General features: G+C 49.3%; 7 protein-coding genes. 3 read left to right on the forward strand and 4 right to left on the reverse strand.

The features are described from left to right. Positions 1–4: 4 nt before the first annotated feature. Together Q0W37_RS11800 and Q0W37_RS11805 are read right to left on the reverse strand one after the other, a co-directional pair. Entirely contained in the window at positions 5–949 is a 945-nt protein-coding gene (locus Q0W37_RS11800; RefSeq protein ID WP_297701763.1) for a hypothetical protein, read from the reverse strand. A gap of 3 nt (positions 950–952) precedes the next feature. Continuing rightward, positions 953–1414: a single-stranded DNA-binding protein gene (locus Q0W37_RS11805; RefSeq protein WP_088628943.1), complete on the reverse strand. Its 462-nt coding sequence runs from the start codon at positions 1412–1414 to the stop codon at positions 953–955. A gap of 347 nt (positions 1415–1761) precedes the next feature. On the opposite strand from Q0W37_RS11805, the gene Q0W37_RS11810 reads away from it, so the two are divergent. Both Q0W37_RS11810 and Q0W37_RS11815 read left to right on the forward strand, forming a co-directional pair. After that, entirely contained in the window at positions 1762–2859 is a 1098-nt protein-coding gene (locus Q0W37_RS11810) for a DUF1343 domain-containing protein (protein WP_297701764.1), read from the forward strand. Between the two features lie 30 nt (positions 2860–2889). Beyond that, positions 2890–3489, forward strand: coding sequence for a superoxide dismutase (locus Q0W37_RS11815; protein ID WP_297701765.1), 600 nt, complete (start codon positions 2890–2892; stop codon positions 3487–3489). A 100-nt stretch (positions 3490–3589) separates the two neighbouring features. On the opposite strand, the gene Q0W37_RS11820 is transcribed toward Q0W37_RS11815, so the two are convergent. Next, complete coding sequence (locus Q0W37_RS11820; protein ID WP_297701766.1) at positions 3590–4135, reverse strand: hypothetical protein; 546 nt, start codon at positions 4133–4135, stop codon at positions 3590–3592. 3 nt (positions 4136–4138) lie between these two features. Continuing rightward, positions 4139–6418 carry an EAL domain-containing protein gene (locus tag Q0W37_RS11825; protein ID WP_297701767.1) on the reverse strand — a complete coding sequence of 760 codons (2280 nt, stop codon included), beginning with the start codon at positions 6416–6418 and terminating at the stop codon, positions 4139–4141. Positions 6419–6559: 141 nt separating this feature from the next. Between Q0W37_RS11825 and Q0W37_RS11830 the strand changes: the two genes are divergently transcribed. Then, on the forward strand, positions 6560–7089 hold a 530-nt coding region (locus tag Q0W37_RS11830; RefSeq protein WP_297701768.1), incomplete at its 3' end, for a PH domain-containing protein.

Consider the following 7089-nt stretch of genomic DNA (forward strand, 5'->3'; position numbering starts at 1 on the left):
ACCTTTATTGTTCGGTTTGTTGTTGATTGTTTGATTGAATAGCTTCGATGGCGTTCCAGAATCGTTTCAGGTAAATGTTCATTTGCCCGATCTGGTCTCTGGACTGCCTGTACAAGATCAATTGCTGTTCCGGATTTTCCTGGAGCGTGTAGCTATAGAGCGCGTATGCAGAAAGGCGAACGCATTCACTTGCCTGTATCAGTTCCTTGTGCGCGTCGCTAGCTTCGTGCGGGTGGAAAAGCCCGAGGACTTTTTTGTTGAGCGCCACGGCGTTATTGTTGATGGCGAGCGCCTGACTACTACGAGTTTCGCGTTCTGCCTCAGAAATGTTCGCCGGAAGGGGCTCGAAATTGTTGATCGAATTGACGATGTCCGTCATTCGCTTGATTACAGTCTCGGCATCGATGGAGTAGCTGTCGCGTCTGCTCAGGGTTCCGTCGTCGCGGCTAGCCTTGCCCGAGGTAATGCCCTGGCCTTTTTTGCCGCTAGAACTTGGGATGATCTTTCCACCTTCGCCGTTTTCGAACGAGGCGATGTAGTCCTGGTACTTGGCGTTCATCGCGGCGATTTCGGCGGGGGAGTAGTCCGATGTCGGAATGAAAGTCGGACGGTCCCAGTAGGCGATACCCATAAAGCCCGACAGCATAAAGAAGGCGAGGAATATGTTTCCCGCCTTGGCCGCGCGGTCGTCGCTACGGATAAAGCCAATGATGGCAAAGAAGAACAGGCTCGAAAACGAGAGCAAAAGTCCGCCGTCGCAGTTGTAGGCAATGAACGAGTTCTTCGCAAAGAAGAAAATGCAGTCCATGACTACAATCAAAAACGACAAAAAGGCACCCAACATTTTCTGGGTGCGAGTTTCCGCAGATGCGGACATGAGTATTGCCGTAAAGGTGATGCCCAGCGGCAGCACCATCATCAATGCGATATCTGCAATTTGTTGATTCATTTTTTAGAAGGGCAGGTCGTCATCGACGCCTTCCGGTGCCGGAGCATCGTAAGCGGGGGCGCTTGCCTGGCTAAAGTTGTTGGACTGGCTGTAGGAGTTGCCTCCCTGGAAGTTGCCGCCGTTCTGGCCGCGCGGCGTCAAAAGCTGGAAGGTGTCCAGGTTGACTTCGGTGCTGTAACGCTTCTGGCCGGTCGTCTGGTCGGTCCAGCTGCGGTTGGTGAGAGAGCCTTCGACATAAAGGGTCATGCCCTTGTGGACGCCGAGTGTTTCCATTGTGTCGGCGATTTTGCCCCAACCTACGATGTTGTGCCAATCAGTCTGTTCTTTCTGTTCACCATTGTTGTCGCGATAACGGCGGCTGGTGGCAAGGGAGAACGATACGCGCTTGCGACCAGTTGCGCTTGCGCTAATGACGGGGTCCTTGCCGATATTGCCAATAAGCATCACTTTGTTCAGATATGCCATAATTAATCCTATTTGTTTTTTGTTTCTATGGCTAAAAATAAAAAAATCCGACTGTCATTTTGTGCCAATTTCGGAAATTTTTGCCTTTTGCAACTGTAGTTGTCTTTTTTTTTGAGGAAAAATAGACTTTTCTTTGCTTTTGCCCCGTAATTCATTTATATTTTAATTATGTCATTCTCGACCGAAGGGAGGCCGGACAGCACTTGGTTACTTGTAACCTTAGTGCGCATGGTCCCCAGACGGGGAAAATCCAATGTTGGATCCCGTCGCTGCGTTCCAGGAGGACTACTCGAAAAAAAACTTTAACTCCTAACTCCGAATTCCGAAATCTAAATTCCGAATTAATTATGGTCTCACTCGCGCTCTCTCGTTTTGAAAAGGTTTTCCCCGCAAATTTAAGGGGCAAGCGCCTTGGTGCTGTTCTGCACCCGGCATCGGTTCTTCCCGATTTACACTATACCCTCGATTTACTCAAGGAATACGACGGTAAGCTCTTTAAGCTTTCTGCTCTTTTTGGCCCCCAGCACGGCATCAAGGGGCACACCCAGGACAACATGATTGAATGGGAAGGTTACACGGATCCCGAACTGGGAATTCCCGTTTATAGCCTTTACGGTGAACACCGTGAACCCACTGCCGAAATGCTTTCCCATGTGGATATGATGCTTGTGGACTTGCAGGATGTGGGGGCGCGCTATTACACGTTTATCTGGACGTTGTTTCTTTGTATGAAAGCCTGTGAAAAGGCCGGAATCCCCGTGATTGTGGTGGACCGCCCGAATCCCATTAACTGTGTGGACGAAGAAGGTCCGGTGCTGGATTTGAACTACACGAGTTTTGTGGGGCTCCACAGTATCCGTACGCGTCATGCAAAAACGATTGGCGAACTCGCTGTCCAATTTAAGGAAGAACGTTTCCCCAAGTGCGAGCTTTACGTGCTTGGCATGGAAGGCTACGATAAAAAAATGTGGTACGACCAGACGGAACTTCCGTGGATTTTGCCGAGCCCGAATATGCCGACGCTCGATACCGCTGTCGTTTACCCGGGCATGTGCCTGTTCGAGGCGACCAATGTGAGCGAAGGCCGCGGCACCACGCGTCCCTTCGAAATTTTCGGCGCTCCGTTCATCGATGCGGTAAAGCTCTGTAAGTACATGAACGGTCTTAAGCTTCCGGGCGTATATTTTCGCGAGAACTATTTCCAGCCTACGTTCCACAAGGGGGCGGATCAGATTTGTGGCGGTGCGCAGATTCATGTGCTCGACCGCGACAAGTTCCGTAGTTTTGATATGGCGGTAAAGCTGTTGCAATATATCTTCAACGAATACCCGAAGGATTTTGCCTGGAAACAGCCGCCTTACGAATACGAATTCAAGAAATTGCCTATCGACATTCTGCTCGGTAACGGCACATTCCGCAAGGAGTTTATAGAAAGTTCAATCTAGCGGCGTAGCCGCGCAATCAAGGAGAAAAAAATGATTCAACCTATCAACGGAAAATTCGAAATGCCCGCGCTCCCGTACGCGGCGGGGGATCTCGCTCCGGCGCTCAGCCAGGAAACGATCGAGTTCCACTATGGTAAGCATCTGCAGACTTACCTCAACAACCTGAATGCCGCTCTTCCGGGTAGCGCATTCGAGGGTAAGTCTATCGACGAAATCGTTAAAAGAGCCGAGGGCGGCGTGTTCAATAACGCAGGCCAGTTCCTGAACCATTACATGTACTTTATGCAGTTCAAGGCTCCATCTGCGGGGAACGCTCCGACGGGCAAGATTGCCGAAGCGATTGCACGTGACTTTGGTTCTTTCGAAAAGTTCCAGGAAGAATTCCAGGCGAAGGGTGCGGGCCTCTTCGGTTCCGGCTGGGTATGGCTCTCTGCCGATGCCCAGGGCAAGCTTGTGATTACGCAAGAAGGCAACGCCCAGAATCCGCTCACCAAGGGCCTCAAGCCGCTCCTCACGTTTGATGTGTGGGAACATGCCTACTACATCGACTACCGCAACCGTCGTCCGGATTACCTTAAGGGTCTCTGGCAGATTGTGGACTGGAACGTTGTCAACAACCGCCTTGCATAAGGCTTCCTTCTAACGTATAAGAAAAAGTCCGCTGGGAATCCCGGCGGACTTTTTAATTGTTGCTTTGAGGCCCTTCGGCAGGCTCAGGAACCTTATTCGGTTAGCGAACTTGTGAGCTTGTCGAACCAGGGCGCGGCGGCATCTTCGGCATCGCAATCTTGATGATAAGCGGCTCAAAGAGGAAAATGAGAATCTGTGCCACGACAAAGCAGATGACCTGCGAGCTGATGAACATCGGCAGGTATGGCGGCTTGTGTCCTGGGGGAATCAGGAAGAAATATACGAAGGTCACCATGACAGTTGTCATGAGCGGAGTGTAGATCAGGTTCGACACGATCGATTCCACGATGTGAGTCTTGAGCGTTCTCGGTTGCAGGTGGAATTTGCGAGCCAATGCCGCATTTACCTTGGGCATCGGAACAACGAGGCCGATACCGAAACTGACGAAGAAGCTTAAGACGAATCCCTCCAGGAATCCGATAATGATTGCTATCATCGGCATTCCAGGCGGATGTTCAGCGGTCAAGTTTCCGGTAAGCGAAAGTGCGAAACTCATCATGAGCGCCATCATGAAGGAAATCTTGAGCCCGACCTTTTTCATCTGTTTCTGGATTTCGGGGGGCATCGGTGGATTCTGATTCGTCATAATTTATCCTTTATTTTTATCACAAAGTTTTTCGAAGTCCGCAACGGACATGGGTTTTGCAAAGTAGTATCCCTGGAACAGGTTACAGCCCATTTCATTGAGCATTTTGTACTGATCTTCGGTTTCGACGCCTTCGGTAAGCGAGAACAGGCCGAGGTCGCTCGAGAGCCTGAGTACGTTGCGCAAGATAGTTTCGGCACGGTGGTTATCTTCGGCCTTGCTCAGGAACTTCATGTCGATCTTCAGAACGTCAAGCGGCATGTCCTTGAGCTGGTTGAGTGAAGAATATCCGCTGCCGAAGTCGTCCATTTCGACGATAAATCCCGATTTGCGGAATTTGCTCAAAATAGCCATGCGGCTTTCCGCTTCGGTCATCATCACGGTTTCGGTAATTTCGATACGGAGTCGCGACGGATCAATCTTGAATTCTTCGACAAGGGCCTTGATTTCGGCGTAGACATCCATAAAGTAGAAGTCCTTCGGCGAAATATTCACGGAGATGAACAGGTTGGCCTTGTCGCCGTTCCACGAAGAAATAATCTCACAGGCGGAACGCCAGATGTACTTGTCCACCTGGGCAATCATGCCATTCTTTTCGAATACCGGGATGAATTTGAATGGGGGGAGGAATCCTTCTTCGGGATGGAGCCAACGGACAAGGGCTTCGGCACCGATGATGGTTCCCTTGTTGTCTACGATGGGTTGCAGGTAGGGGACGATCTGTCGATTTTCGATAGCCCCTTCGAGTTCCGTTGAAATCTTCTGGTCCCAGAGCAACTGGTTGCGCATATTGTCGTCATAGATGGCGATATGCATGTTGTATTCGTTCTTGATGGTCGTGAGGGCTAGGTGGGCGCGGTCAAACATGATGGACACGTCAATACTGGGATCAATAATGCGGTAGATGCCCACATGCATCAGGATGTGCTGGTCAATAGATCCGTTCGAAATCACGAACTTTGAAAGCCGGCGTTGAACAAGGTCGAGTTTTTCGGTACTTGTCGGATAGCAGATACCGAAGGCATCTCCGGAGAGTCTTCCGTATGCCCATCCTTCGGTTGCATTTTCCCTAATCCAGTTGGCAACTCTTTTCAGAACAAGGTCTCCTGTATCGTTACCAAAGATGTCGTTGACCATCTTGAAATCTTTGATGTCGAGGTAGGCGATGGAATAGGATGTTTCCGTCTCGGAAGAAACTTTGTTCTTGATCTGGTTGAACAGGTGTTCCTTGGTGAACAGTCCCGTGAGCTTGTCGTGGGTGGCTTCGTAAATTTCCTGTTGGTGCTTGAGGATTTCTTCTGTATTGTCTTGAATGCTTAAAAAGTAACCGATTTTCTTGTTTTTTGCATCGGTAACAATGTGTTTGTCAAGGCTGAAGTATTGAGTGCCTTTTTCGAAATTGACAGATTGCTTAGAAGACCAGTTGTCTTGGCCTACGCCAAGGTCATCGAACATGGCAAAAAGTCTTTGATTTACGTGCTCCAGGTTATCGGAACGGACTTCCAGAAGTTTGCATCCGTTGCTGTTTGCCCAAATGCAGCGCTTGCTGGCATCGAAGAAGAAAATCGCTTCGGACATTTTGGAAGCGATGTTGGCTAGCATTCGGTCCAGAAGCCTGAACGGTCTGTAGAACAGCGAAAAATAGAAGATAAGCATGCCGCAGACGGCAAGTCCCATCATCGAACGGTCAATGGGGGTTCTGGAGAAGATGTAGTAGCTCTGCCAGATGCCTGCCAATACCATGGTGAAGAGGATGATGTAGTATTTTTCGGCATAAATACGGGGGACGCGGATCGTCTTGTAGATGAATATGCCGAGCGATGTAATGAATGCGATGTAGACTGCGATGCGGTGGAATGTTTGACCGAGGTAAGGGACGAGCCTATAGTAAAGGGTGCCGTCCACCGTGATGGCTTCCATGCCGAAGGCGTGTCCGAAGAAAGGGTTGAAAAAGTATTGGAGAACGTCAATGGTGAGGAGCGTGTAAATGAAATAAATTTTCTTGTTATGCCGCCATGGAATATTGCAGTAGGACAGGGTGAAGTCGAACAGGCTGAACGCCATGAGGTCCATGCCGATAAAATAGGTGTAGCTACCGATGGTGGAAAGAAGCTCGTTTTCGGAGAGGACGAGTATCAGGTTGCCCGCAATCGGAACGATGAACGTGAATAGCAAATAGGAGACTGCTTTGCCAATTGCCTTTGAGGACTTCTTGGATATAACACCAAAAAGCCCAAGCAGGACTATGAGCACTATATAGATAATGGCAAAAACTTCTCTCATGGGTAAAATATCCCTCTACCACATAATACATTAAAAAAATGTTTTTTAATCATTTTTTTTACAAAAAAAATACTCCAAATTGGAATATTCGACAAAATAGGCTAAGAAATTCTTTGCTAATTTCTTGTCAGGAGTACTTTTATGGACAACGAACTGACGCTTTTGGTCGGAAAAGGGGAAAAAATCCTTTATGCCGGTAAACCGGACAAGAAATGCTTTATTTTTGAAAGCATCTTCAATCCGTTGCTCCCGTTTGCGGTATTGTGGGGGCTTTTCGACATGTTCTTTATCGGGGCGGCTTTCTCTTCGGATAAGGCGGACGAAGCAGCCTTCTTTATCATCCCGTTCATGGCTCTGCACATGATGCCGGTTTGGCTTTACATGGGCGGGGCGCTCCTTTCGTTCAGGCGGTACCGCAACACGGCCTACATCGTCACCGACAAGGGAATCTATGCCTCTGGCGGTATCTTTGGGAGAACTTACAAGTCAAAGCCGTTCGCGGAACTTTCGCATGTGGATTTGCATCGCGGCATTTTCGATCAGTGGTTTGGTGTGGGCGACATCATTACGACCTCCGCGCAGGCCAATCCCGCAACACTGAACGGGCGTAGGACTTCTACCAACGCGGGCATTTCCATCGATAGCATCGCCAATTATGCAGAAGTGTACAA

It is taken from the genome of uncultured Fibrobacter sp., from assembly GCF_947166265.1.
In the GTDB taxonomy this organism is placed as follows: Bacteria; Fibrobacterota; Fibrobacteria; order Fibrobacterales; family Fibrobacteraceae; genus Fibrobacter.

What these genes read in the sequence shown, in the direction of transcription:
- Q0W37_RS11800 (WP_297701763.1), bottom strand. Translation starts at nt 949, where the DNA reads ATGAATCAACAAATTGCAGATATCGCATTGATGATGGTGCTGCCGCTG.
- Q0W37_RS11805 (WP_088628943.1), bottom strand. Translation starts at nt 1,414, where the DNA reads ATGGCATATCTGAACAAAGTGATGCTTATTGGCAATATCGGCAAGGAC.
- Q0W37_RS11810 (WP_297701764.1), top strand. Translation starts at nt 1,762, where the DNA reads ATGGTCTCACTCGCGCTCTCTCGTTTTGAAAAGGTTTTCCCCGCAAAT.
- Q0W37_RS11815 (WP_297701765.1), top strand. Translation starts at nt 2,890, where the DNA reads ATGATTCAACCTATCAACGGAAAATTCGAAATGCCCGCGCTCCCGTAC.
- Q0W37_RS11820 (WP_297701766.1), bottom strand. Translation starts at nt 4,135, where the DNA reads ATGACGAATCAGAATCCACCGATGCCCCCCGAAATCCAGAAACAGATG.
- Q0W37_RS11825 (WP_297701767.1), bottom strand. Translation starts at nt 6,418, where the DNA reads ATGAGAGAAGTTTTTGCCATTATCTATATAGTGCTCATAGTCCTGCTT.